Origin of the sequence: Kocuria rosea subsp. polaris (assembly GCF_001483755.1) — a bacterium.
Classification (GTDB): Bacteria; Actinomycetota; Actinomycetes; order Actinomycetales; family Micrococcaceae; genus Kocuria; species Kocuria cellulosilytica.
The window spans coordinates 36355-58013 of sequence record NZ_LQBK01000021.1 but is presented as its reverse complement, the minus strand read 5'-3'; the positions used below and the strand labels follow the sequence as shown (position 1 = coordinate 58013).

Sequence of the window (21659 nt, the reverse complement as noted above, 5' to 3'; positions counted from 1 at the left end):
TTGCTGTGAACCACTGGACTCAACTCACCCTGACACGCAGGGGACTGCGCACCGCCTGCAAACCCGCAACCAGCAGTTCGCGGCGAAGATTCTGCGCCTCATCGTGAGACCCCTGGATCTGTAGAGCGCCGGGCAGACACTGTGGGTACACGCTCCTGGTCGCACTCCAAACCTGGGGAGGCCACGCGCTGCTGAAGATCACCAGGACCGACAAACGCCACTCCTACGGCGACCCATAGGAGTCAGTCCACCGAGCCAGGGCCGGGCTCAGCGGTGGCCACTGGCCCAGCGGTCACCGGCTCCGGCGCCCGGGGAGGCAGGTGACGGTAGAGGGTGGTGCGGGCGATCCCGGTCTTGACCACGATCTCCGCGATCGTGTTCCCGGTATCGCGCAGGTGCGCCGCGTAGGCCAGCTTGTCCGGGTCCACCACCGAGGGCCGCCCTGTCCGCCGGCCCTTCGCGGTAGCCACCGCCCCCGCGTGGGCGGTGCGTTCGAGGGTGTAGGTGCGTCCATCTGCCCGAACAACGCCAGCAGCACCACCGCCAGCTGCACCATCGGGTCACTCGGGTTGGTGGAGTCGACTTTGATTGGATCCGCCAGGTTGCGCACCCCGATCCCTCGCTCGGCGAGGTCGTGGATCAGGTTCAGGGTGTCGCACACGGTGCGTCCGAGCCGGTCCAGGGCGTGCACCACGATCACGTCGCCCTCCCGGGCGTAGGCCAGGGCCGCGGTCAGACCCGGGTGGTCGGTGGTGGCCCCGGATTTCTTGTCCACATAGATCCGCTCGGCGGCGATGCCGACCTGCCGAAGGGCATCGATCTGCCGGTCCAGGTCCTGTTTGGCCGTCGAGACCCGCGCGTACCCCAAATCCATCGGCTCAGCGTACTGAAAGTCGGTTCCGTACGAAGAAAACGAGACAACAGTTTTGAATCAACTTCTGGAACACAACTCGCCGACTACGGACCGCGAATGGAGATTCGGAAGCCGGCCGTCCCATTACCAAGGAAGTGGCACAGTCACCTCGAGCTCGACGAGACGTCTCGCATCCCATGGGACACAGGACGCCACTTCATCCGGACCCTTGGCGGAACAGGCACCGGCATCGCACCGTCGATCAGCTGTCCTGACGGGCAAGTTCCTCGACATGGACGCCCATGGAGCCTCTCAATCCTCGGATGCCCACCGCTCGGGCGCGGGCGCCGCGGCTCGTGGTCGAATGGTCGGGCGGCCCCGCTCGGGGCCGTGGAGCCATCCTCGTCCCACGGAGTCATGATGACCACTGCACCCTCGGATCACGCCACTGACGTCCTCGTGATCGGCGGCGGCAATGCCGGGATCTCGCTGGCCGCACGACTGCGCCGCAGGGGCATCACGGACATCGTGATCGCGGAGCCGAAGTCCACGCACCACTACCGGCCGATGCTCTCCTACGTGGGCGCCGGGCTGAAGACCGTGCGGCAGATGTCCCGGGCCCAGCACCGCGTGATGCCTCGCGGCGTGCGATGGGTCCAGGACCGTGTCCAGGCACTGGATCCGGCAGCACGGACGGCCACGCTGTCGTCCGGCGAGCACATCGGCTACCGGGACGTCGTGATCTGCGCCGGCTCCACCCCGGACTGGGACCGTGTCCCCGGCAGTGCCGAGGCGATGGCCGGCCCGCACGCCTCGACCAACTACACCGTGGAGCTGGCACCCAAGACCTGGGAGCTGATCCGCGGGCTGCGCCGCGGCCGGGCGCTGTTCACCATCCCGGACGGCCCGGCGCCCACTCCGCAGATCGGGCAGAAGATCCTCTACCTGGCCTGCGACTACTGGCAGCGCCAGGGTGTCCTGCAGGACATCGAGGTGACCCTGCTGACGCCCACCGCCACCGTGTTCGGCCAGCCGGACGTGGACCGGGTGCTGCAGCCCTGGGTCCGGCGCTACGGCATCACGGTCCTGACGAGCGCCCACGTGCAGTCGATCGAGGCCGGCTCCCGCCGGCTGCGGGCCACGGTCGACGGGACGCCCCGGGACCTGCCCTACGACCTGCTGCACCACAGCCCCGTCCACCGGGCCCCGGCCTGGATCGCCGACGCGGGACTGGGCGTCGCGCCGGGCGCGGGCACCGCTTGGGCCGGCTACGCGGACGTGGATGCACAGACCCTGCGTCACCGCCGTGTGCCCGGCGTGTGGGCCTGCGGGGACGCTGCCGCGCTGGAGACCACCTCGTCCGGCGGGGCACTGCGCCACCAGACGAAGATCCTCACCGAGAATCTCCTGGCCACCCGCGATGGCCGGGAGCCCACCGCCTTCTACGACGGGTACACCGTGACCCCCGTGACGGTGCAGCGGGGCCGGGCCGTGCTGGCCGAGTTCGACCGGGACAACGAACTGGCACCCAGCATCCCCGGTGTGCCGCTGCTGGCCCCGAACCGCGCCTCCTGGTTCTTCGACCTCGAGGTCCTCCCCCGGGACTACTGGAACGTGATCCTCCGGGGCTTCTAGTGGACCATGTGTGGACACATCCGGGGCGCCTCGTTCCCCTCTCCGATGGCACCTGATTGCCCGCGACCCCCATGATCCGTTCCCCGGCGGCCGCTGGTCGCCTTCTGCGCCTCGGCGCGGCGAAGTGCTCCGCCCTCTCCGGGGCAGGTGCACTCCGCCGCGCCGAGGAACCGGGACAGTGACCGTCCGACGGACCCGTCGAGCGGTGTGCCTCGAAGGCCCAGCGGTCACCGGCGGTAGGAGGCCCCGCGGTGGTCGTCGGCCAGACGCGGACCGGCCCCGGTCAGCGCCTCGCGCAGCGTCCTGCCGGCGGGGACGGTGCCGGGTTCCGGCAGCAGGCCCCGGCGCCGCAGCTCCGGTGACACCATCGTGCTGAACCGCTCCAGGTCCGCCGGCCGCACGGCAGCCGAGATGTTGAAGCCGTCGACTCCGGCCTCCTCGCGCCAGCGCTCCAGCTCGTCCGCCACGGTGCCGGGGGCGCCGGCGATGACGGGCCCGCGGCCGCCGATGGCCACGAACTCGGCCAGGTCCCGCACCATCCAGGTCCGGTCGGGGGACAGCGAGGTGAACGCCGCGAGCGCGGACTGGTTGGCGTCGGTGGCCGCGTATTCGAGCGGCGCCTCGGGGTCCGCCCCGGAGAGGTCCACCCCGGTCCAGCCGCCGAACAGGGACAGCGCCCCCTCGATGTCCACGTGCCGGCGGTACCCCGCCAGTCTGGCGTGGGCCTCCTCATCGGTCTCGGCGACCACCACCGTGGCCATGGTGAAGGTCTTCACGGCGTCCTCGGCCCGCCCCCGCTCGGCGAGCTCGGCCCGGACCCCGTCGGTCCACCGGCGCACGAGCTGCGGGGTGTTGCCGATGAAGAAGATGGCCTCTGCGTGGTCGACGGCGAACTGCTGTCCGCGCTTCGAGGCGCCGGCCTGGAACAGCAGCGGGGTGCCCTGGGGCCCGGGGTGGGTCAGCGCGTGGCCGGGCACGGAGAACCAGGTCCCCTCGTGGCCGACGGGGTGCGCGAGGTCGGGGTCCACGAAGACCCCGGCGCCGGCGTCGGCCTTCACGGCCCCGGGTTCGAAGGATCCCTCGAGGAGCTTGTACATGACCTCCATGTACTCGTCGGCGCGGTCGTAGCGCTCGTCGTGCGGGATCTGCCGGTCCATGCCCAGGTTCCGGGCGGCGGAGTCCTGGTAGGAGGTGACCACGTTCCACGCCACCCGGCCGCGGGTGAAGTGGTCCAGGGTCGCGAAGGTGCGGGCCAGCAGGTAGGGGGCCTCGTAGGTGACCGAGGCGGTCACCCCGAAGCCGAGCCGCTCGGTCGCCGCGGCCATCGCCGGCACCGCGACGAGCGGGTCGAGCAGCGGGTACTGCACTCCTCCGCGGGCGGTGGCCTCGGTCCCGCCGCCGTACACGTCGTAGACGCCGGGGATGTCCGCCAGGAACAGCGAGGCGAAGCCGCCCTCCTCGAGGGTGCGAGCCAGGGACGTCCAGTACTCGAGCGTGTCGAACCGCGTGACCCCGGCCTCGGGGTGGCGCCACAGTCCCGGTGACTGGTGCACGGGCACCATCATGTCGAAGGCGTTCAGCAGCAGGGGGCGGCTCATACGGTGCTCCTCGCAGGGGTTGTCTCGGGGGTGGTCCCGGGGGTGGTCCCGGCGTCGGCGGCTCGGGTCGCGCCGAGGGCGCTGCGGATGTCGTGCAGGTCGGTGAGCTCGGTGCCGCGCTGCTCGCGGGCGGGGTCCTTCGCGGCCAGGGCGGCGACGATCGAGAGCACCGCCAGTCCGGAGAGGTAGCCGGCGATCAGCCACGGGGTGCCCCCGCCGGCGGCGAAGAGCAGGGCGGCGATCATCGGCATCAGCCCGCCGCCCAGGACGGTGCCGACCTGGTAGCCGAAGCTCACCCCCGAGTAGCGCACGTGCACCGGGAACTGCTCGGCGAACCAGGCCGCCTGCGGCCCGTAGATCGCGTCGTGGACGAGGTTGATGCCCAGGATCACCACGAGCGGCAGCAGGGCGAGCGGGCCGGTGTCGAGGAAGGCGAACAGCACCCAGCCGAAGACGCCGATCGCCGCGTAGGCGGTCACCGAGACGACCTTGCGGCCCACCCGGTCGGAGAGCCAGCCCCAGAACGGGGTCGAGAACAGGCCGATGGCCGAGGCGATCATCACCGCGGTCACGCCCGCGGCGCTGTCCCCGCGCACGTCCCGCAGGTAGGTCAGCATGTAGACCGTCACCAGGTAGTAGACGGCGTTCTGGGCCAGGCGCAGGCCGATCGTGACCAGCAGTGGGCGGCGGTGGTGGGTCAGCAGCTCCCGCAGGGGCGCGGTGGCCACGTTGCCCGAGGCCCGGTGCGCCAGGAACTCCGGGGCGTCGGCCACGCCGAGGCGGATCCACAGGCCGATCGCCACGAGCAGGGCGGAGAGCAGGAAGGGGATGCGCCAGCCGTAGGCGGCGAACTGCTCCTCGCTCATGACGTTCTGCACGATGAAGAACGCCCCGGTGGCCAGCAGCATGCCGGCCGAGGAGCCGATCTGGGTGAAGGACCCGAAGAACCCGCGGTGCCGGGCCGGTGAGTGCTCCACGCTCAGCAGCGCGGAGCCGCCCCACTCGGCGCCGGCGGACAGGCCCTGGAGGATGCGCAGGACCACGAGCCCGACGACGGCCCACCAGCCGATCACCTCGTAGGTCGGCAGCAACCCGATCAGGGTGGAGGCCACGCCCATGAGCATCAGGGAGGCCACCAGCAGGGCCTTGCGGCCGATCCGGTCGCCCAGGTGCCCGGCGATGATCCCGCCCAGGGGCCGGGCGATGACCCCGACCGCGAGCGTGGCGAAGGACGCGACGATGCCGCCGACCTCGGTGGCCATGGGGAAGAACTGGACGTTGAAGACCAGCGCGGCGGCGGTGCCGTAGAGGTAGAAGTCGTACCACTCGATGGTGGTGCCGGCGAAGGCCGAGGCCAGGACGCGCTTCTTGCCGTGGACGATGCTGCTGCGGCCCGCGGCGGCCGTGCTCGTGGTGGTCATGGGTCAGGCTCCTGGGGTTCGGTCGGCGGGGGTCTTCGCGTCGCCGATGGCGTTCAGGCCCTCCGGCAGGGTGCCGTTGATGAGGTAGTCGCCGAGGGCGCGGGCACGGAAGGCGATCGGGTTGTGGGTGGCCACGGTCTGGGCGTTGCGCCAGTGCCGGTCCAGCCCCTTGGCCGTGGACGTGGCGGAGGCGCCCACGGTGAGGAACAGGTCCTGGGCCGCGCCGAGCGCCAGCTCCGGCACGGTGACCTGGGCGTGCTCCACGGCGATCTCGGACTGGTGCAGCGCCGCCGGGAGGGTTCCGGTGAACTCCGGCCGGTCGGCGCCGGCCGCGGCGGCGGCGGCGATCCCGGCGTCCAGGGCACGGGCGGCGTGCAGCACGGTGGCCTCCGCGGCGAAGGCCTTGGCGGAGATCCGTCCGGTGGCCTCCTGGATCAGCGGGTCCTCCCGGAACGGCAGGCCGAGCCCGGTGTTGAAGGTCCGCCGGCGGGCGGCAATGGTGTCCACGGCGTCCCGCCGGGCGGCCCGGGCGATGCCGGCCAGCACGGCCAGCAGCACCAGCTGGAAGAAGGCGGCCTCGTGGACGGCCTCCGCGCTGCCGGCGGTGCGGTCCAGCACGGCGTCGTCCGGGACGCGCACCCGGTCGAAGACCGCGGTGCCGGTGCCGGTGAGCTTCTGCCCGAAGCCGTCCCAGTCGTCCTCGAGCGTGACGCCCTCGGCGTCCGTGGGGACGACGGCGAAGCGGCGGCCGTCCTGGCCGTCCAGGGCGGCCGAGACGCGGGTGTAGTCGGAGAAGACCGAGCCGGTGGCGTAGTACTTCCGGCCGGTGAGCTCCCAGCCCCCGGCGGTCCGGCTCAGCACGGTGTTCAGGGTGCCGAGCGCGTTGCCGCCCTTCTCCGTGGAGGCGTTGCCCACGGTGGCCCCGGCCAGCACCCGCGGGTACCAGACCTCCTGGAGCTCCCGGGGCAGGAAGCGCAGGGACTCCACGAAGCCGGCGTGGGAGCGGTAGAGGTGGGCGATGTTGGAGTCGGCCTCGGCCAGGTCGATCAGCAGCCGGGTGAAGTCCTCGAGGCCGACCTCCGGACCGCCGTGGGCCGCCGGGACGCGCAGGGCGCCGAAGCCGGCCCGGTCCAGCCGGCGGACCTCCGCGTGGGGCAGCACGCGTTGGAGGTCCCGGTCCAGGGAGCCGGCGGCGATCTCCGCGAACAGGGGCCGGAAGTGCTCCTGGAGCCCGGCGTAGTCCCGGGGCAGGCCGGCGGCGGGGTTCGTGCCGGCGCGGGAACGGACAGCGGTCCTCTCGTCCGTGGTGCGGGTCATGCGGTGGTCCTCTCGGTCGCACCGAGGAGTGCCGGTCGCGCCAGGGTCCGGCCCGGTGACGGCAGCGCCGGGCGCCGACGTCAGGGACCGGCTGCAGATCCGGGATCTCCATCGGTTCTGGCCTTAGCACCCTGGCCCCGGGGGAGGGCGGGTTGCTGCGGCGTCGTCGAGCCAGATCTCTCAGCCGCTCTGAATGGGACGTCCGACATCGCACCAGACCACCCGGGTCCGGAGCCAGCCGATGACCTGTGCGCGTCATCGGATGTCACGACGGCGTCACAGACGGTCATCTCGTCCGGAGTGGTGTATCGACCCGGTCGTCCGCCCGGGGAAGGAGGGGAGTGCGGCGGACCGCCTCAGTAGACCTGCTGGTCCGGGGCCACCTGCTCCACCCAGGCGAGCACCCCGCCCTCGAGGTGCCGGACCCGCTCCTCCCGCCCGGCGTAGAAGGGCCGCAGCGCGGCGAGCGCGGTCGCGGAGCGGGCCCCGGCCTTGCAGTGCAGCACGAGGTCCGCGCCGCGGGCCTCCGGGGGCAGGGCGTCCGCGCCGCGGTCCAGGATCTTCTGCAGGGGCACGGGCACGGCGCCGTCGATGGCCACGAGCTCCCGCTCCCAGTCCTCGCGCACGTCCACCAGGGCGAAGGACGCCTCTCCGCGGGAGCGGCGCTCGAGCAGCCGGGCCAGCTCGGCCGCCCCGACGGTCTCGGCGGGGTCCGCCCCGGGCAGCGCGCAGCCGGCGGCGGGCCGGGCCACCGCGGTGACCGGGGCGGCCGCGGGGTCCGCGGTCAGGCGCATCTCGCGCCAGGTCATCGCGAGCGCGTCGTGCAGCAGCACCCGCCCGAGCAGGGGCTCGCCGGTGCCGGTGACGAGCTTGACGGCCTCGGTGACCATGACCGAGCCGATGGTCGCGGGGAGCATGCCGAAGACCCCGCCCTCGGCGCAGCTGGGCACTTCGCCGTCCGGCGGGGCCTCGGGGTAGAGGTCCCGGTAGGTGGGTCCGTGCCCGGCCCAGAAGACGCTGACCTGGCCCTCGAAGCGCAGGATGGAGCCCCACACGCAGGGGGTGCCGGTCAGGGCGGCGGCGTCGCTGACCACGTAGCGGGTCGTGAAGTTGTCGGCGCCGTCCAGGACGAGGTCGTACCCGCGGATGATGTCCACGGCGTTGTCCGCGTCCAGCCGGACGGGATGGGTGCGGACCTCGACCAGCGGGTTGAGCGCGGTGACGGCCTCGGCGGCGGAGACGGCCTTGGGCCGGCCGACGTCGGCGGTGGTGTGCACCACCTGGCGCTGCAGGTTGGAGAGCGCCACGACGTCGTCGTCGACGATCCCGATGGTCCCCACCCCCGCCGCCGCGAGGTACTGCAGGGCCGGGGCGCCCAGTCCCCCGGCGCCGACGACGAGCACCCGGGCGTTCCCGAGCCGGCGCTGGCCCAGCGGCCCGATCCCGGGCAGGGTCAGGTGCCGGGCGTAGCGCTCGAGCTCCTCGCGGGTCAGCTCGGGGCCGGGTGCTACGAGCGGGGGCAGCGGGCTCACGGCCGCTCCCCCACGGGTGCCCAGTCACCGCGCGGGACGTCGGCCGAGCCGGCGGCGCGCCCGTCGTCGGGGGCGTCCGTGCCGACCCGCCCGGCCATGGGCGAGGACGCGTGGGCGTGGCGGCGGGCGGGGATGCGCCCGGCCCCGGCGGCGAGCCGGCCGGCGAGCACGGCGTGGCGCATCGCGGTGGCCATCGCCACCGGGTCCTGGGCGCGGGTGACGGCGCTGGCGAGCAGCACGGCGTCGCAGCCCAGCTCCATGGCCAGGGCGGCCTCGGAGGCGGTGCCGATCCCGGCGTCGAGCACCACGGGCACCGACGCCCGGGAGGCGATGAGCTCGATGTTGTGCGGGTTGAGGATGCCCAGGCCCGTGCCGATGGGGGCGCCCAGGGGCATCACCGCGGCCGCGCCCAGGTCCTCGAGGCGCCGGGCCACGGCCGGGTCGTCCGAGGTGTAGGCGAAGACCTTGAAGCCGCGGGCCACGAGCTGCTCGGTGGCGTCGAGGAGCTCCACCACGTCGGGCAGCAGCGTGTCCTCGTCGGCGATGACCTCGAGCTTCACCCAGTCGGTCTCGAGCGCCTCCCGCCCGAGCTCGGCGGTCAGCAGCGCGTCCCGGGCGGTGTAGCAGCCGGCGGTGTTGGGCAGGATCCGGATGTCGTTGCGCTCGAGCATCGCGAACAGCGAGTCCCCCTGGCCGGGGGCGTAGCGGCGCAGGGCCACGGTGGTCAGCTCGGTGCCGGAGGCCAGCAGCGCCTGCTCGAGGGTGTGCAGCGAGCTGAGGCCTCCGGTGCCCATGATCAGCCGGGAGGACAGTTCCGTGCCGTCGAGCACCAGCGGGTCGTGTATGGGGTGGGGGTGCGGGTGGGTCACGTCAGCCTCCTTGGACAGCGGTGATGATCTCGACGGCCTGGCCCTCGGCCACGGGCGTGCGGGCCCAGCGGCTGCGGGGGACGACCGCGGCGTCCACGGCCACGGCGACGCCGAGGCGCCCGCCGTCCCGCGGGGCGCCGTCCGGGCCCAGGGCGCGGCCGACGGTCTCGGCGACGAGGTCGACGACGGTGGCGTCCTCCGCCGCCGTGTGCGGCCGGCCGTTGAGGATGATGGCGGTCATCGGGTGCTCCTGTTCCCGGGGCCGGGCCCGGCGGCGGCCGGGGCGGGGTCCCCTCGACGGGCCTCGACGGGGCGGTCGAAGCGGTGCGGGTCGGTGGTGGCGAGGTGCTCGGCGTCGGCGCCGGGGTCCGGCCCGGCGCCGCCGGCGACGAGCTGCGCGGCGAGCCGGGCGGCCAGCGGGGCCAGCAGGACGCCGTGGCGGAAGTAGCCGGTGGAGACCACGAGCCCCGGCACGGGCGTGCCGTCCGGGTCGCGGACCCGCCCCAGGTACGGGATGTCGTCCGGGGTGCCGGGCCGGGCGCGGGCCAGCACCTCGACGAGCTCGAGGTCGGCGACGCCGGGCACCAGCGCCTGGGCGTCGCGCAGCAGCCGGAACACGCCGCCGGCGCTGGGTCCGGCGAGGTCGTCCTCGCGGGAGGTCGCCCCGATCACCACGGTCCCGTCGGTGCGGGGCACCAGGTAGACGGGTGTCCCGTGCACCAGGCCGCGGACGGTGCGCTCGAGCAGCTCGGGCGCTCCGTCCGGGGCCCGGGCGCGCAGGATGTCCCCGTGCACCGGGCGCAGGGGCGGGTGCCAGCCCTCCGGCAGCTCCTCGAAGTCGCCGAGGCCGGTCCCCGGGGCGAGCACGGTCCAGGACGCCGAGACCATCCCGCCGTCGGCCAGGCGGACGCCGGTCACGGCGCCCTCGGCGCTGCGGCGCAGTCCCGTGGCGCGGCCGTGGACGAGGCGGGCCGGGCCGCCGTCGCGCCCGCCCGGGAGGCCGGGGAGCCCGGTGCCCTCCGGGGACCGCGGGGGCCCCGGAGATTCAGAGGATTCCGGGGATTCCGACGAAGCCGGGGTCCGGGAGGATCCCGGGGATGCCGGGGGCTCCGGGGGCTCCGGGGGCTGAGCGGACTCGGAAGGCTCCGAGGGTTGCGGGGCGGTGAGGGCGGCGAGCAGTCCGGCCACGAGGCCGCGCGGGTCCACCTGGTGGTCGTCGGGGATCCGGAACGCGGCGGACAGCCGGGGGCTCAGGGCCGGTTCGAGGGCCCGGGCGGCCCGCAGGCTCAGCTGCTCCACGGTCATGCCGTGCCGGGCCTGCAGCTCGCGGAGGTCCGCCAGGGCCTGCCGGTCGGCGGCATCCACGCCGCAGACCAGGGTCTCGGTGGCCCGGTGGCCCACCGTCCCGCCGGCGGCCTGCTCGAGGGCGGCCACGAACGCCGGGTACTCGGCCGCTGAGGCGGTCATGAGGGGGTAGAGGGGCTCCTGCTGGTACTGCACCTCGCTCACCGGGGCCAGCATCCCGGCCGCGGCACGGCTGGCGCCGGAGCCCGGCTCGGGGTCCACCACGGCCACGGAGCGGCCGCGGCGGCGCAGCTCCCAGGCGGTGGCCAGGCCGATCACCCCCGCGCCGACCACGACGACGTCGGCCCGGACGTGCATGGGCTGCTCGACCAGGGGATGGGGCGCGGTCGCCGGGGCGGGGTGCGCAGACGTCACTCGGGCTGTCCTTTCCTACGGCGGCATGACCCGCATCAGGTGTGGCGGTCGGCGCTGGACGCCCTCTCAGCCCCCGGTGGGGCTCCCGCAGAACCGCTGACCTATCATCAGCGTGTGACCCAGCATACCCGTGCCGCCTCCTCCCCCGCCGACTCCGTCCCCGCCGACTCCTCCCTGCGCGACGCCCGGACGGCCGCGCTCCACGCCGCCCGGCTGTACGTGTGCACGGACGCCCGCCGGGACCGGGGCGACCTCGAGGAGTTCCTGCACGCGGCGTACGCCGGGGGCGCGGACATCGTCCAGCTGCGGGACAAGAGCATCGACGCGGACCAGGAGATCGCCGCACTGCGGCTGCTGGGCCGGGTGGCCGCCGAGTACGACGCCCTGTTCGCCGTCAACGACCGCGCCGACATCGCCGCCCTCGTGGGCGCCGACGTCTTCCACGTGGGCCAGCACGACCTCTCTCCCGCGCAGGCCCGGCAGCTGCTGGGCCCCGACGTGCTGATCGGGCGGTCCACCCACGACCTCGGTCAGGCCCGGGAGGCGCTGGAGGATCCGGACGTCGACTACTTCTGCACGGGCCCCGTCTGGGCCACCCCCACCAAGCCGGGGCGCCCCGCCACCGGCCTGGAGTTCGTCCGCGCGGTCGCCGAGCTCACGGAGGCCCGGCTGGACGCGGACCCGGAGATCCTGCCCGTGCCGTGGTTCGCCATCGGCGGCATCGACGAGCCGCGGCTCCCGCAGGTGCTGGCGGCCGGGGCGCGCGGCGTCGTCGTCGTCCGCGCCGTCACCGAGGCCCCCGATCCCCGGGTCGCCGCGGGGCAGCTGCGCAGCCTGCTCCCCGCCTGATCCCTCCCCGGCTCCCCGCCTGCGCTCAGCACGTTCTGAGAGCATGGACCCACGGACGACGACGGAGGATTGGCCCATGGACCCCGAGCTCGACCCCCAGGTGCGGCACGCGGTGGAGCGTCCCGCGGAGACCGCCCGCGGCCCGGAGGACGTGCAGCTGCGCGTCCGGCTGGCCGGTGAGCCCGCCCGCCGCGCGCTCGGCACCCACTGGGAGCAGGGCGCCCCGGAGGACGCCGCGCCGGGCGACGACCGGCTGGCCGCGGCCGTGCTGCTCGCCACCCTCTTCGGCGACACCTTCTGGCTGGAGCGCGCGGCCCGGCTGCCCAGCGACGTGCCGGGGTGCCCGTCCGCCCCGCCGAGCGGGCTGCTGGAGCTGACCCGGGTGCCGGGCGCCCGGGCGGCGCTGTCCTCGGTGCTCGAGCGCCCGCTGCTGACCGGGCTCCTGGAGTGGGGCACGAACCCCCTGCCGGAGCAGCCCCCGCTCGCCGTGGCGCGGGCCGCCCGGGACCTGGGCGTTCCCGACGACGGGCGCGTCTACAAGGTGGTGCGCCGCCGCGCCGAGCGCTTCCTGGCGCGGGAGCACGACGGCTCCGAGCCGCTCGAGCAGTTCGTGACCCTGCTGACCGAGGCGGAGAAGGGCCACCGCGAGGACGGCCCCGTGCTCTCGGGCGAGGCCCTGCCGCCGACGCCGGGCCCGGTCGCGGGACCGCCGCCCGCCCCGGCGCCGCCCGCGGCGGGCGGTCCCGGCGCAGGGTCGCCGCCACCGGAGGCCCCGCCCGCGGACCCGCCCGAGGCGCCGCGGTGGGGCGTGAGTCCCGCGACGCCGGCTCCCCCGCCGCCCGGGCAGTACCCCGGCCAGGGGGCTCCCGGTCAGGGCGCACCGGGATACGGCGGACCCGGGTACGGCGCCCCTCAGTACGGCGCTCCCGGGCACGGCGCCGAGCAGGGAACGCCCGCAGGACCGGGAGCGGGTGGGCAGGGACCCTCCGGACCGGTGTTCGGCCCCGGTCCGGGCGGCTGGCCGCCGCGCCCGGCCGAGCCCGAGGAGGACGACTCCGACAACCTCAAGGCCTGGGGCATCGTCTTCCTGGTGATCCTGGGCGTCATCGCCGCCCTGATCTTCGTCCTCTGACCGGTCCTCCGGCCACGGGGCTGCCACGGGGCCGCCACGGGTCCGCCGTGGCTCCGGCGCGGCTCGGGCCGCGGCGAGCGCGGACGGCGCGGCGGCCCGGTCACGGCGCCCGCGCCCGTGACCGGGCGGCCCCCGGAGAGTCCTACCGACCATTTACTTGCCTCGGAAAGCTTCTCGGGCTAGCATTGGGGACACATCAACCAATGCGCTGCCCACGCCGACGGAGAACCCCGAGATGCCGATCTTTCCCCAGAACCCCGCCCCCGAGAGCCTGACGAGGCGTCCCGCCGAGGACCTGCTGTCCGCCGGCACCCGCATGGGCGCCGTGGAGCTGCTGGTCTGCGACCTGGGCACGATGGTCGCCTACTACTCGGATGCCATCACCCTCGACGTGCTCGCCCACTCCGGGGACACCGCGGTGCTGGGCCGGGACGGCCGGACGGTGGTGCGGCTGCGCCAGGTCAAGGAGCTGCCGCCGGCCCGCCGCGGGCAGGCCGGGCTGTTCCACACCGCGGTGGTCTTCGAGGACGAGCCCGCCCTGGCCGCGGCGCTGGCCTCCGTGGCGACCGTGGCGCCCCGCTCCTTCACCGGCAGCGCCGACCACCTCTACAGCCAGGCCTTCTACTTCGACGACCCCGAGGGCAACGGCGTGGAGCTCTACGCCGACCGCCCCCGCGACACGTGGCGGCGGGAGGCCAACGGCCTCCTGACGCTGGCCTCCAACCCGCTGGACCCGAACGGCTTCCTGCAGGAGCACCTGGTCCCGCAGGACGGGCAGCGCCCGGCGGCGCCGCCCGCCACCCTGGGCCACGTCCACCTGCAGGTGGGCGACATCCCGCTGGGCCGGCAGTTCTACGTGGACGTCCTCGGCTTCGAGGTGATGAGCGACATCGGCTCCGCGCTGTTCATCGCCGCCGGCGGCTACCACCACCACATCGCGCTCAACACCTGGCAGAGCGCCGGGGCGGGCCCGCGCGCGGCCTCCCTGGGGCTGGGCCAGGTCAACATCGACCTGCCGGGCGCCGACGACGTCGCGGCCCTCGAGGCCCGGCTCGCGGACCACCGGGTCCCCACCCGGCACGACGGCGCCGTGCTGCGCTTCGAGGACCCCTGGAACACCCTGATCCAGGTGGGCGTCGCCGCCTGAGGCCCCTCCGCGCACGGGTGTGCCCCCGGTCCTGCCAGGACCGGGGGCACACCCGCAGCAGAAGCCGGTGGCTCAGCCGCCGGTGAGGAGCACCAGGGCGAAGTAGAAGACCGAGGGCACCAGCAGCACGCCCATCCCCGTGAAGAACGTCGCGGTCATGGCGCCGTACGGCACGAGCCGCTCGTCCGTGGCGGCCAGCCCGCCGGCCACTCCGGAGGTGGTGCCCCTCAGCCCGCCGAACGCCATGGCCGACTTGTAGTTGTCGAGCTTGATCAGCGGGGCGATGAACGGCGTGCCGATCATCACGACCACGGACTTGACCAGGCCGGCGGCGACACTGAGCGCGATGACCTCGCTGCTCGCGCCCAGCGCCGTGCCGGTGACCGGGCCGACGATGTAGGTGGCCGCGCCGCCGCCGATCGTCGCCATGCTGACCGGGTCGGTGTACCCGAACCCGGCGGCGATGGCCGCACCGACGACGGCCGAGACGAAGACGCCCAGCAGCACGGCGAGCACCCCGGTGACGCCGGCCTTCTTGATCACGTCCAGGTCCACCCCGTAGGCGGTCGAGACGATGGCGAAGTCCCGCAGCATGGAGCCGCCCATGAGGCCGAGCCCGGCGAAGACCGCGATGTCCGCGAGCCCGCGCTCACCACCGGTGTGCAGGCCGCCGAAGTACGCGAGGACGAGGCCGACGGTGATGGCGATGGCCGAGCCCTGGAGCCGGCCGCGGGTCAGCCGCCGGGAGAAGTAGTTCGAGACCAGGATGAGCACCCCGACCACGAGGAACGCGAAGACGAGCCCGTTGGACTCCAGCAGTTCTGCGACGACGTCCATCAGGAGACCTCCTCCATCGCTTTGTCCTGCTCCCGGGGAGGCAGCGGGTCCGCCTGCCCCCCGATCCGGGCGAGCACCGGGACCAGTGCGGCCCCCGCGGTGAGCGCCGCGAGCCCGACCAGCAGCGCCATGGGGCCGCCGCTCACGGCGGAGACCACGTTCTGGGTGGCCGCCATGGCCACCACGATCGGGATGTACATCACGCTCCAGAAGAACACCCCGTGCTCGGTCGCCGAGGGCAGCATGCCCGCCCGGCGCATCCGGTGGGTGACGAGCACGAGCAGGACCATGGCGAAGCCGACACCGCCCACATTGGCGTCGACCCCCAACAACAGCCCCAGGAATTCACCGATGAGCATTCCCGTCAGGAAGCACCCGGCCAGTACCGCTACGCCTGTGATGATCATGTCCGCCCCTCAGCCCTTCGGTCCGGTCGGTGCCTGCTGGAACAGCGCCGCGTGCTCCTGGCGCAGCGCCGCCTTCTGGATCTTGCCCATGACGTTCCGGGGCAGCTCGCCGGCGAACTCGACCCGCCGGGGCTGCTTGAACCGCGCCAGCCGCGGCCGGATGCTCTCGAGGATCTCCTCCGGGTCGGCCGGAGCGCCGTCCTGGGGCACGACGACGGCGACGGGCACCTCCCCGAGATCGGGGTGCGGCACGCCGACGACCGCGGACTCCCGCACGGCGGGGTGCTCGTCGATGAGCTCCTCGATCTCCTTGGGGTAGATGTTGTAGCCGCCCGAGATGATGAGGTCCTTGTCCCGCCCCACGATGGCGAGGTAGCCGTCGTCGTCGACCACGCCCAGGTCGCCGGTGACGAAGAACCCGTCGTCGGTGAACTCCTCGGCGGTCTTCTCCGGCTGGTTCCAGTACTCCCGGAACACGTTGGGGCCCGCGACCTGGATCGAGCCGACCTCCCCGGCCGGGAGCTCGGCGCTGCTCCCGCGCTCGGCCACGCGGATGCTGATGCCCGGCAGGGGCGGGCCGACGGTTCCGGCCCTGCGCTCACCGGCGTACGGGTTGGAGCACATCATGCCGGTCTCGGTCATGCCGTAGCGCTCGAGGATGGCGTGGCCGGTGCGGTCCTGCCACTCGTGGTGGGTCTCGGCGGTCAGGGGCGCCGACCCGCTGACGAACAGCCGCATGGTCCGCGTGCGCTCGGCCGTCAGGTCCGGGTGCCGGAGCAGACGGGTGTAGAACGTGGGCACCCCCATGAGCACCGTGGCCTCGGGCATCAGGTCGAGGACCGCCTGCGGGTCGAACTTCGGCAGGAAGTGCATGGTGGCCCCGGTGGTCACCGACATGTTGACGGCCACGAAGAGCCCGTGGATGTGGAAGATCGGCAGCGCGTGGATGAGCACGTCGTCGTGCGTGTACTGCCACGCCTCGGTCAGGGTGGCACAGTTGCTGGCGAGGTTGCGGTGGGTCAGCACGGCGCCCTTGGAGCGCCCGGTGGTGCCCGAGGTGTAGAGGATGGCGGCCGGCGCGTCGAGGTCCACGGCGGCCGGGGGCCCCGGGCGGGCACTCCCCTGCGCGAAGAGCGTGCCGGTCCGGTGCGGGCCCATCGACAGGTAGCGGACGCCGTCCGGGCTGTCCCCGGCCAGGTCCTCCTCCTCGCCGGGGATGCAGACGAACAGGGCCGGCCGGGCGTCCTCGACGAAGTACCGGAGCTCGCTGCCGGTGTACGCCGTGTTCAGCGGCAGGTAGATCGCGCCCACCCGCAGGGTGGCCAGGTAGAGCGCGACGACCTCGGGCAGCTTCTCGGTCCTGACCGCGACCCGGTCGCCGGGCCGCACGCCGAGCGCGGTCAGGGTGCCGGCCAGCTCCTCGGTCAGCGCGTGCACCGCGGCGTAGGTCAGCCGGCGCCCGTCCGGCTCGATGCTGAGCGCCTTCTCGCCGTGTCTCTCCACGGCGTCCTCGAACAGCTGGTGGATGGTCCTCATGTCGTCTCCTCGGTGGTGGTCGGTCGGTGGGCCGCTGCCGCGGCGCGGGACGCCGGGACGGCGGCCCGTTCGGTGTCGTCCCTCGCGCGCTCGTCGCTGCCGCTGGGTGCGTCGTAGAGGTAATTGACCATGAGCCCGAAGGACTGGTCGAGAACGTGCGGCTCCGTGCTCGCCGGCCAGTTGATGCGGTCCAGCACGGCGCCGTTGCGCAGGTGGAACCGTGCCACGCGGTCCAGGGGTCTGCCGCGGCCGTCGGTGCTCTCCAGGAGGTAGCTGCGGGCCGCGGCCACGATCGCCGGCCGGACGGCCTCGACGGCGCCGGCCGGGGCTCCGGGGCGCAGGGCGTCGTCCGCCTCCGCGGCCAGGCGCCTCCCCCCGGTCCCGCCGGCCGGGCGCGTCTCGAGCCACCGGCGGAACCCCGGCACCGGCGAGAGCGTCACGAACGTGGTCACCTCCGGGTCGTGCCGCCGCACGTGGGCGATCACCTGCTTGATGAGGTGGTTGCCGAACGGGATGCCGCGCAGCCCCGGGAACGTGTTGTTGATGGAGTACAGCGTCGCCACCGTCCTGCCGGAGCCCTGCCGCGCCCGGTCGAGGTCGGTGATGAAGTCCGTGGAGGAGGGGATCTCCTCGGTCACGGCCACCTCCACGAAGATCAGCGGGCGGTCCCCCATGGAGGGGTGCAGGAAGGCGAAGCACTGGCGGTCCGCCGGCTGGAGCCGGGACCGCAGGTCCGCCCAGCCGCCGAGCGGGTGCACGGACTCGTACTCGAGGACGTGCTCCACGAGCGAGCTCGGCGAGTCCCAGGAGAGCTCGTGCAGCTTGAGGAAGCCGGCGTTGAACCAGGACCGGAACAGGTGCAGGAAGTCCTGGTCCACCGGCTCGAGCTCCGGGTGCTCGGCCAGCACCGCCAGGAAGCGCGAGCGCATGGAGACGAGACGGAAGGTGCCGTCCTCCGCGAGGTTCAGGGCGCGCAGCAGCGCCTGGCGCGGCGACTCGCTGGCCGCGTGCAGCCGCTGGGCCGACTGCTGGGAGGGCGCGTCCCGCCACCGGGCGATGGCGTCGTCCACGGCGGCCGGGGCCGCCCCCAGGTCGCCGTGGAGGTGGCGGAAGAACGCGAGCTGACCCTCGGGGCCGAGCCCCTCGAACCCGTCCAGCACGGCGGAGGCCAGGGTCGGCTTGAAGTGGCCGTCGCCGACGTCGAGCAGCGCGGCGCACTGCTCGGTCAGCCGCCTCGGCAGATGGGGTGACGCGTCCATGGTCAGCTCCTGACGGGAATGATGTGTACATCTCGAGCGCTGTTGTATATATCACGGCACTGTAGAGCATTCGTGTGAGCTGCACCACAGCTCGGCTGGGATAGATTTGGACCACTCGTCGAAGGAGCAACGATGACCGAAGCCGTGCGCGTGCGGCGGGGCCTGGAGGAGGCCATCGTCGCCGGCCGCTACCGACCGGGCGACAAGCTGGACCTGACGAGCATCTCCGCCGAGTACGGGTGCTCCCGGACCCCGATCCGCGACGCGCTCCAGCACCTCAGCAACTCGGGGATGGTGCAGATCCGGCCCAAGCACGGGACCTTCGTCTCCCGTCTGGGCGTGCGCGAGCTCGCGGAGCGGTTCGAGGTCATGGCGGACCTGGAGGGCCTCTGCGCCGAGCTGGCCGCCCGGCGGATGCCCCCCGGGACGGCCGCGGAGATGACCGCGGCGCTCGAGGCGTGCCGGCGCTTCGTGCAGGAGGGCGACCCGGACGGCTACTACGACGCCAACAGCCGCTTCCACCGGGCGATCTACGCGGGCTCCGGCAACGAGTTCCTGCGCGCGGAGGCGGAGAAGCTGCAGGGCGTCCTGGAGGTCTACCGCCGCCTCCAGCTGCGCGTGGGCGACCGGATGGCCAGGAGCCTGGACGAGCACCGGGCGATCGCGGAGGCCGTCCTGGCGCACGACCCGGAGACGGCCCGGGCGCAGGCGCGGGCGCACGTGCAGATCCAAGCAGACGAGTACACCGAACTGGTCCTGAGGAGCGAGACATGAGCAGCGGCGACGACACCACCGGCAAGGACTTCGACGAGGCCGTCAACATGACCGCCGGGCAGCTGTCGGACTGGCTGGAGACCGAGGTGTCCGCCTCGGTGGGCCAGGACGACGGCGGGGAGTCCGTGGGCCACCGCTCCGGGCGGCGCATCGTGGAGATCCTGCGGACGCCGAAGAGCGAGCGCACGGACGCCGACCACGAGCACATGCGCAAGGTCGTCGGCTACGTCCACCGCCACCTGGCCCAGCGGCCCGACGGGGACGTGCGGGAGACCCGGTGGCGCTACTCCCTCATGAACTGGGGGCACGACCCGCTCGAGGACTGAGCCGCCCGGCCCCACCCGTGCGGGCGAGCGGCCGGCCCAAAATATTGCAGTTGTGCAAAAAGTGCAGAAGTGCAAGAATATGGGCATGCCCACCGATCCTGCCCCCACCCTGCGCGCCCGCAAGAAGGCCGAGACCTGGTCCGCGATCCACGAGGCGGCCGCAGCCCTCGCGGTCGAGCACGGGGTCGAGGGCACCACGGTGGAGGCCGTCGCCGCCGCGGCCGGAGTCTCCCCGCGCACCTTCTTCAACTACTTCCCCGCCAAGGAGGACGCCGTCCTGGGCATGCGGGCCCCCTCGCTGGACCCGGAGCTCCTGGCGGGCTTCTCCCTCGAGCACGACCTGCTGGGCCAGGTCTCCCGCCTGCTCCTGGCCGTGTCCCGCAGCGCCTACGCGGGCCCGGACGCCGAGCGGCGCCGGAGGCTCCTGCAGGACCATCCGAGCCTGGGCCGCCGCCGGCACGAGCTGATGCTCGAGGCCGAGGCCCTGGTGCGCCACACCCTCGCGGAGCTGCTCGCCCGGGAGCCGGAGTGGTCCCCCGGGATCGGGGAGCACCCCGTGGACGAGGTCGCCCGGATGCTGGTGCTCCTCGCCGGGGTCCCCCTGCGCTTCGCCATCACCGCCGAGGGCTACTCCCCGGCACGCGGGCTGCCGACCGAGGACCACGAGTCGGCGCTCGCCCTCTTCCACCGCCTCCAGGAGAAGCTCTCATGACCCGCACCCCCACCCACCGGACCGAGCAGGCCACCGGCTCCCGGCACCTCGTGCTGCTCTTCGTGGGCCTCATGCTCTCCATGCTGCTGGCCGCGCTCAACCAGACCGTGCTCAGCACCGCGCTGCCCACGATCGTGGGCGAGCTCAACGGGGTCGACGAGATGCTGTGGGTGATCACCGCCTACATCCTGGCCTCGACCATCATGATGCCCGTCTACGGCAAGCTCGGGGACCTGATGGGCCGCAAGCCCCTGCTCCTGGGCGCGATCCTGGTGTTCATGGCCGGCTCCGTGATCGGCGCGCTCGCGGGCAGCATCGAGGTCCTCATCGCCGCCCGCGCCGTCCAGGGCCTCGGCGGCGGCGGGCTGATCATCCTCTCCCAGGCCGCCATCGCCGACGTGGTCCCCGCCCGGGAGCGCGGCAAGTACATGGGCGTCATGGGCGGCGTCTTCGCCCTCGCCTCGGTGGCCGGCCCGCTGCTGGGCGGGTTCTTCACCGAAGGTCCCGGCTGGCGCTGGGTCTTCTGGATCAACCTCCCGCTCGGGCTCCTGGCGCTGGCCGGGGCCGTCCTGTTCCTCAAGCTCCCCCGGCACAGCGGCCGGCCGCGCCTGGACATCGGCGGCATGGCGCTGCTGGCCGTGGCCACGACCTGCCTGGTGCTGTTCGCCACCTGGGGCGGCGGCAAGTACGCCTGGACCGACCCCGTGATCCTCGGCCTGATCGCCGGGACGCTCGTGACCTCCGCGGCCTTCGTGGCCGTGGAACGGCGCACCGCCGAGCCGATCATCCCGATGCACCTGTTCCGCGAGCGCAACTTCGTCCTCACCACCCTGGCCGGGCTGCTCACCGGCGTGGCGATGTTCGGGGCCCTCGGCTACCTGCCCACCTACCTGCAGATGGTCTTCGGCATCGACGCCACCCGCTCCGGGCTGCTGATGGTGCCGATGATGGGCACCATGCTCCTGACCTCGGTGCTCGCCGGGCGGGCAGTGAGCCGGACGGGCCGCTACAAGTGGCTGCCGGTGGCCGGGAGCGTGCTCGTGGCCGTGGCCATGGGTCTGCTCGCGACCCTGACCTCCGAGCAGGGCGTGTGGCACGTGTGCCTCTACATCGCGGTCCTGGGCCTCGGCCTGGGCCTGTCCATGCAGGTGCTGGTGCTGATCGTGCAGAACACCTTCCCGCTGCGGCAGGTCGGCACCGCCACCGCGGCGAACAACTTCTTTCGCCAGATCGGCGCCACCCTGGGCTCGGGCGTGGTCGGCAGCGTCTTCGCGGGCCGGCTGGCCGATCTGCTGGCCGAGCGCCTGCCGGCGGCCGCGCTCGAGGGTGGCACGGGCGGGACCAACTCGCTGACCCCTGCCGTGGTCGCCTCGCTCCCCCAGGCGCTGCAGGACCCCATCGTGACCTCCTACAACGACGCCCTGACCCCCATCTTCCTGTGGATCTTGCCCCTGGGGCTGCTCGCGGCCGCCCTGCTGTGCTTCGTGACCGAGAAGCCGCTGGCCACGACGATCGAGCAGGACGTCGAGCCCGAGGCACTCGCCGAGGGCCGCCTCGGGGGCACCGCCGGCCGGCCTGCCGACCGGCGGACCGGTGACGAGGACCGGGACACCGGAGGACGCGGTGCCCGCACGTCGCGCGAGGGCCCGGCCACCCGCGAGCCCGCCGCCTCCGCCCGGTAGCCGGCGGCGCGGCAGCGGCGGCCCGGCCGACGTGACCTGCCCCCGCCCTGCGCC

20 protein-coding genes, 1 pseudogene and 2 riboswitches are annotated in these 21659 nt (G+C 73.5%); of the genes and pseudogenes, 8 read left to right on the top strand and 13 right to left on the bottom strand.

Annotation, left to right across the window (positions count from 1 at the left end; translation table 11 throughout):
• Positions 1-242: 242 nt before the first annotated feature.
• Together AVL61_RS18440 and AVL61_RS18435 are read right to left on the bottom strand one after the other, a co-directional pair.
• Positions 243-470 carry a helix-turn-helix domain-containing protein gene (locus AVL61_RS18440; RefSeq protein ID WP_231738373.1) on the bottom strand — a complete coding sequence of 76 codons (228 nt, stop codon included), beginning with the start codon at positions 468-470 and terminating at the stop codon, positions 243-245.
• 110 nt (positions 471-580) lie between these two features.
• A pseudogene (locus AVL61_RS18435) lies at positions 581-874 on the bottom strand (recombinase family protein); the annotation flags it as partial.
• Positions 875-1270: 396 nt separating this feature from the next.
• Here AVL61_RS18435 and AVL61_RS10325 point away from each other — a divergent pair.
• A complete protein-coding gene (locus AVL61_RS10325) occupies positions 1271-2488 on the top strand; it encodes an NAD(P)/FAD-dependent oxidoreductase (protein ID WP_231738372.1) in 1218 nt (405 codons plus the stop codon).
• Between the two features lie 227 nt (positions 2489-2715).
• Here AVL61_RS10325 and AVL61_RS10320 read toward each other — a convergent pair whose 3' ends face one another.
• The 7 genes from AVL61_RS10320 to AVL61_RS10290 form a co-directional block, all read right to left on the bottom strand.
• The gene (locus AVL61_RS10320; RefSeq protein ID WP_058874243.1) at positions 2716-4086 is read right to left on the bottom strand and encodes an LLM class flavin-dependent oxidoreductase; all 1371 of its coding nucleotides are present in this window, start codon (positions 4084-4086) and stop codon (positions 2716-2718) included.
• Positions 4083-5507: an MFS transporter gene (locus AVL61_RS10315; protein ID WP_082697078.1), complete on the bottom strand. Its 1425-nt coding sequence runs from the start codon at positions 5505-5507 to the stop codon at positions 4083-4085. Before AVL61_RS10315 ends, AVL61_RS10320 begins: the two co-directional genes overlap by 4 nt.
• A gap of 3 nt (positions 5508-5510) precedes the next feature.
• Positions 5511-6824: an acyl-CoA dehydrogenase family protein gene (locus tag AVL61_RS10310; RefSeq protein ID WP_058874242.1), complete on the bottom strand. Its 1314-nt coding sequence runs from the start codon at positions 6822-6824 to the stop codon at positions 5511-5513.
• Positions 6825-6929: 105 nt separating this feature from the next.
• A riboswitch (SAM riboswitch) is annotated at positions 6930-7024 on the bottom strand.
• A 156-nt stretch (positions 7025-7180) separates the two neighbouring features.
• Positions 7181-8356, bottom strand: coding sequence for a molybdopterin-synthase adenylyltransferase MoeB (gene moeB, locus AVL61_RS10305; protein ID WP_197412683.1), 1176 nt, complete (start codon positions 8354-8356; stop codon positions 7181-7183).
• Positions 8353-9225, bottom strand: coding sequence for a thiazole synthase (locus tag AVL61_RS10300; RefSeq protein WP_058874240.1), 873 nt, complete (start codon positions 9223-9225; stop codon positions 8353-8355). Before AVL61_RS10300 ends, moeB begins: the two co-directional genes overlap by 4 nt.
• Before the next feature lies 1 nt (position 9226).
• Positions 9227-9466 carry a sulfur carrier protein ThiS gene (thiS, locus tag AVL61_RS10295; RefSeq protein ID WP_058874239.1) on the bottom strand — a complete coding sequence of 80 codons (240 nt, stop codon included), beginning with the start codon at positions 9464-9466 and terminating at the stop codon, positions 9227-9229.
• The gene (locus tag AVL61_RS10290) at positions 9463-10944 is read right to left on the bottom strand and encodes an FAD-dependent oxidoreductase (protein ID WP_082697077.1); all 1482 of its coding nucleotides are present in this window, start codon (positions 10942-10944) and stop codon (positions 9463-9465) included. Before AVL61_RS10290 ends, thiS begins: the two co-directional genes overlap by 4 nt.
• Positions 10940-11043: riboswitch (TPP riboswitch) on the bottom strand. (Overlaps the previous gene by 5 nt.)
• A 120-nt stretch (positions 11044-11163) precedes the next feature.
• On the opposite strand from AVL61_RS10290, the gene thiE reads away from it, so the two are divergent.
• The 3 genes from thiE to AVL61_RS10275 all read left to right on the top strand — a co-directional run bounded on the left by thiE (position 11164) and on the right by AVL61_RS10275 (position 14072).
• Positions 11164-11793, top strand: coding sequence for a thiamine phosphate synthase (gene thiE / locus AVL61_RS10285; RefSeq protein ID WP_231738374.1), 630 nt, complete (start codon positions 11164-11166; stop codon positions 11791-11793).
• Positions 11794-11869: 76 nt separating this feature from the next.
• On the top strand, positions 11870-12925 hold the full coding sequence (locus tag AVL61_RS18185; RefSeq protein WP_058874238.1) for a hypothetical protein: 1056 nt from the start codon (positions 11870-11872) through the stop codon (positions 12923-12925).
• A 235-nt stretch (positions 12926-13160) separates the two neighbouring features.
• On the top strand, positions 13161-14072 hold the full coding sequence (locus AVL61_RS10275; protein ID WP_058874237.1) for a VOC family protein: 912 nt from the start codon (positions 13161-13163) through the stop codon (positions 14070-14072).
• Positions 14073-14144: 72 nt separating this feature from the next.
• Here AVL61_RS10275 and madM read toward each other — a convergent pair whose 3' ends face one another.
• Genes madM through AVL61_RS10255 form a run of 4 tightly spaced genes read right to left on the bottom strand, consistent with a single transcriptional unit; the run spans position 14145 to position 18111 of the window.
• Entirely contained in the window at positions 14145-14909 is a 765-nt protein-coding gene (gene madM / locus AVL61_RS10270; protein WP_058874236.1) for a malonate transporter subunit MadM, read from the bottom strand.
• A complete protein-coding gene (madL, locus tag AVL61_RS10265; protein ID WP_058874235.1) occupies positions 14909-15316 on the bottom strand; it encodes a malonate transporter subunit MadL in 408 nt (135 codons plus the stop codon). Before madL ends, madM begins: the two co-directional genes overlap by 1 nt.
• A gap of 9 nt (positions 15317-15325) precedes the next feature.
• Positions 15326-16852 carry an AMP-binding protein gene (locus tag AVL61_RS10260; protein WP_058874234.1) on the bottom strand — a complete coding sequence of 509 codons (1527 nt, stop codon included), beginning with the start codon at positions 16850-16852 and terminating at the stop codon, positions 15326-15328.
• Positions 16849-18111, bottom strand: coding sequence for a malonyl-CoA decarboxylase domain-containing protein (locus tag AVL61_RS10255; protein WP_058874233.1), 1263 nt, complete (start codon positions 18109-18111; stop codon positions 16849-16851). The genes AVL61_RS10260 and AVL61_RS10255 overlap by 4 nt, the downstream gene beginning before the upstream one ends.
• A 132-nt stretch (positions 18112-18243) precedes the next feature.
• Between AVL61_RS10255 and AVL61_RS10250 the strand changes: the two genes are divergently transcribed.
• The 4 genes from AVL61_RS10250 (at position 18244) to AVL61_RS10235 (ending at position 21605) form a co-directional block, all read left to right on the top strand.
• Positions 18244-18885: a GntR family transcriptional regulator gene (locus tag AVL61_RS10250; RefSeq protein ID WP_058874232.1), complete on the top strand. Its 642-nt coding sequence runs from the start codon at positions 18244-18246 to the stop codon at positions 18883-18885.
• A complete protein-coding gene (locus AVL61_RS10245; RefSeq protein ID WP_058874231.1) occupies positions 18882-19211 on the top strand; it encodes a DUF3140 domain-containing protein in 330 nt (109 codons plus the stop codon). Before AVL61_RS10250 ends, AVL61_RS10245 begins: the two co-directional genes overlap by 4 nt.
• Before the next feature lie 85 nt (positions 19212-19296).
• Positions 19297-19923 (top strand): TetR family transcriptional regulator, encoded by a 627-nt coding sequence (locus AVL61_RS10240; RefSeq protein WP_231738371.1) that lies wholly within the window; start codon positions 19297-19299, stop codon positions 19921-19923.
• Complete coding sequence (locus AVL61_RS10235; protein WP_082697076.1) at positions 19920-21605, top strand: MDR family MFS transporter; 1686 nt, start codon at positions 19920-19922, stop codon at positions 21603-21605. The genes AVL61_RS10240 and AVL61_RS10235 overlap by 4 nt, the downstream gene beginning before the upstream one ends.
• The last annotated feature ends 54 nt before the right edge of the window (positions 21606-21659 follow it).

Excerpts from the sequence above, each read along its gene's own strand:
- AVL61_RS10325 (WP_231738372.1), top strand. The coding sequence starts at position 1,271 with ATGATGACCACTGCACCCTCGGATCACGCCACTGACGTCCTCGTGATC.
- AVL61_RS10320 (WP_058874243.1), bottom strand. The coding sequence starts at position 4,086 with ATGAGCCGCCCCCTGCTGCTGAACGCCTTCGACATGATGGTGCCCGTG.
- AVL61_RS10315 (WP_082697078.1), bottom strand. The coding sequence starts at position 5,507 with ATGACCACCACGAGCACGGCCGCCGCGGGCCGCAGCAGCATCGTCCAC.
- AVL61_RS10310 (WP_058874242.1), bottom strand. The coding sequence starts at position 6,824 with ATGACCCGCACCACGGACGAGAGGACCGCTGTCCGTTCCCGCGCCGGC.
- thiS (WP_058874239.1), bottom strand. The coding sequence starts at position 9,466 with ATGACCGCCATCATCCTCAACGGCCGGCCGCACACGGCGGCGGAGGAC.
- AVL61_RS18185 (WP_058874238.1), top strand. The coding sequence starts at position 11,870 with ATGGACCCCGAGCTCGACCCCCAGGTGCGGCACGCGGTGGAGCGTCCC.
- AVL61_RS10275 (WP_058874237.1), top strand. The coding sequence starts at position 13,161 with ATGCCGATCTTTCCCCAGAACCCCGCCCCCGAGAGCCTGACGAGGCGT.
- madM (WP_058874236.1), bottom strand. The coding sequence starts at position 14,909 with ATGGACGTCGTCGCAGAACTGCTGGAGTCCAACGGGCTCGTCTTCGCG.
- madL (WP_058874235.1), bottom strand. The coding sequence starts at position 15,316 with ATGATCATCACAGGCGTAGCGGTACTGGCCGGGTGCTTCCTGACGGGA.
- AVL61_RS10260 (WP_058874234.1), bottom strand. The coding sequence starts at position 16,852 with ATGAGGACCATCCACCAGCTGTTCGAGGACGCCGTGGAGAGACACGGC.
- AVL61_RS10255 (WP_058874233.1), bottom strand. The coding sequence starts at position 18,111 with ATGGACGCGTCACCCCATCTGCCGAGGCGGCTGACCGAGCAGTGCGCC.
- AVL61_RS10250 (WP_058874232.1), top strand. The coding sequence starts at position 18,244 with ATGACCGAAGCCGTGCGCGTGCGGCGGGGCCTGGAGGAGGCCATCGTC.
- AVL61_RS10245 (WP_058874231.1), top strand. The coding sequence starts at position 18,882 with ATGAGCAGCGGCGACGACACCACCGGCAAGGACTTCGACGAGGCCGTC.
- AVL61_RS10240 (WP_231738371.1), top strand. The coding sequence starts at position 19,297 with ATGCCCACCGATCCTGCCCCCACCCTGCGCGCCCGCAAGAAGGCCGAG.
- AVL61_RS10235 (WP_082697076.1), top strand. The coding sequence starts at position 19,920 with ATGACCCGCACCCCCACCCACCGGACCGAGCAGGCCACCGGCTCCCGG.